Source organism: Polaribacter sp. (assembly GCF_965660385.1).
Taxonomy (GTDB): Bacteria; Bacteroidota; Bacteroidia; order Flavobacteriales; family Flavobacteriaceae; genus Polaribacter.
Genome location: NZ_CBFHZT010000031.1, coordinates 3,933 through 6,370 on the forward strand (window position 1 = coordinate 3,933; position 2,438 = coordinate 6,370).

Below are 2,438 nucleotides of genomic sequence, written 5' to 3' on the forward strand. Positions count from 1 at the left end.
TGATTGATAAAAGTGATATTTTCCACTTGAAAAAAGCTGGATAATAAATTGTTGATATAGACTTCTTTCGTTGCTGTTTTTGCCACAACTGCATCAGAAATATATTCGTGTACTAATGTGATTCTTTTTTGATACAAATACAGCATTGGGTTAAACCACATGATGATTTTTAAAACCTCAAAAAACAATAAATCTAAAGAATGCCCTTGTTTGGAATGCACCAATTCGTGCTGAATTACGTTTTCTTTTTGAGGGGTTTGAATTGCAGTTCCTAAAAAAATATAGTTAAAAAATGAAAATGCTTTGGTTAATTGTGGTAATAAAATCAACTTAAAATCTTCGTTTTTTATCACTTCATTTGATTGTATCAAGGTGATGATTTTGAGCAATTTTATCAAAAATAAAACCGAGAAAAGAACAACGCCAACCCAAAAAAAGAGCGAAATATAATTGATAGAAGTCTCCAAATTTGAAGTTCCTAAAGTTTGCTGTATTACTTTATCTGGATTTAAAACAATTTCTGGCAATTGTATCACCAAATCTTGTGGAACCGCTTTTTGAAAACTTGGAATTTTTATCAAAGGCAATACAAACGATAAAACTGGGGTACTCAACAAATACCATCTATTTTTTGTAAAAAAGGTTTCTTTGCTTAAAAAGAAATCATAAATCGCCAAGAACAACACTTGGAATAGTATAACTTGGAGGATGTAATTTATCATAGCTTAAATTTTAATTAATTATTATTTTAAACGGAAGTGTGTATTTTGCTTCATGCTGTGCATCATAATTCTTTCCAGGTTTCATTTGTGGTAAGCTTTCAATTACTCTTTTAGCTTCTTCTGCAATAACAATATGAGATGCGTCAACTTTTACATCTGTCACTGCTACGTTTTCATCAATACTAAAATCAACAATTACTTTTTGAATTCCCGGACTTACAAATATGTCATCTACAATTTTTCGATTAAAATTTGATGTAAAATGCGCATCTAACTTTGCGAAAAAACAATCAAAATCTTGTGCTTCACAATCTGGAAAAACTGGAACACTATCCATTTTTAAGAAAGATATTTCACTTACATTAACATCAGTTTTATCAAATTCCATCCCTGGCATTCGTATTCCTATAGCATTTCTTCCATTTGGCATTTTTAAGAGTTTTACTTCTGTACCTAGTTCAAAAAATCCATTTTGCTTATAGCTTATAAATTCTTTTTGTTCATTTTTGGTTAAGTCATCAAATTGAACTTCAATTATTTTCTCTGGCCATTTGCCAACAAACAAATCATCTAAATAAGTAGTATTTCGTCCTTTAAACCCTTTTAATTCGCCTCTATAATATCTATATTGAGTTTGTATTTGTTTCTCAATAACTTGATCTGTATTAGAGTTACTTTTGGAACAACTAGTACAAAACAACATTGCAACCATAGCAGGAATAAATGTCAAATATTTAAATTGATTGCTGTTTTTGGAATGTGTTTTGTCAATCAATACTTGGAACGATATCACTCGAAAGATGTAATTTATCATAAAAATTCTTTTAAAGTATAATTGTAAAAGGTAGTTTATAATTGGCTTTTATTGGTTTACCATATTTTTCGCCACCTGTCATTTTAGGTAACGCAGCTATAACATTTCTAGCTTCATTCGCTATAACTTCATTTGGTGCTTTTACTTTAATATCTTCTACAAAACCTTTTGTGTTGATGTTAAAATCTATCAGAACTTTTACTTTTTTTGTATTCGGTTCTAAATTCGTTAAGATTGTTTTATCAAATTTAGTTAAGAAATGTTGCTCTAGTTTTTCTAAAAAACAATCTGAATTTCCTTCTTCACAACCTGGAAAAGTTGGTCGTTTTTCTAATCTTATAAATAATAATTCATCCCCTAATTTATCTGGGTGAATTGCACTAAAATTGTCTCCTATTGTACCACAAATTATTCTGCCATCAGGAGTTTTAAAAAACTTATTAAATTTAAAAAAGTTCGCAAACGATAAACCTCCTTTAAATTTTTCTCTAAATTTTTTAAATTTTCGATACTCTTCTTTTTTAATTTCTTCGGGTAATTCTTCGAAGGATATTTCTGCCAACAAACCTTGTGGATCTTGTCCAAAATAAGTATCCATTTTGGTTTCTTTGTCACCTTTATAACTAAATAGTTCTCCATCTGCCATTCTATAATGGGTAACAATTTGTTTTTCGATTTGATTTTTGATAGAAGTACAACTACTATAAAACAACATACCAACCAAAACTGGAATCAGTACCAAATATTTAAATTGATTGATGTTTTTAGATTGTGCTCTTGTAATCATTTCGATTCTCTTTTTTATCAACGATTTCTTGTAAAACTGATTGATAAAAGTGATATTTTCCACTTGAAAAAAGCTGGATAATAAATTGTTGATATAGACTTCTTTCGTTGCTGTT

2 protein-coding genes and 1 pseudogene are annotated in these 2,438 nt (G+C 29.1%); all 3 read right to left on the reverse strand.

From position 1 onward, the window contains the following. Positions 1-722 (reverse strand): M56 family metallopeptidase (locus tag ACTG3V_RS10270; protein ID WP_439132073.1); only part of this gene is annotated, 722 nt, incomplete at its 3' end. A gap of 10 nt (positions 723-732) precedes the next feature. Next, the gene (locus tag ACTG3V_RS10275; RefSeq protein WP_439132074.1) at positions 733-1,536 is read right to left on the reverse strand and encodes a hypothetical protein; all 804 of its coding nucleotides are present in this window, start codon (positions 1,534-1,536) and stop codon (positions 733-735) included. Between the two features lie 10 nt (positions 1,537-1,546). Then, positions 1,547-2,438: pseudogene (locus ACTG3V_RS10280) on the reverse strand (M56 family metallopeptidase); the annotation flags it as partial.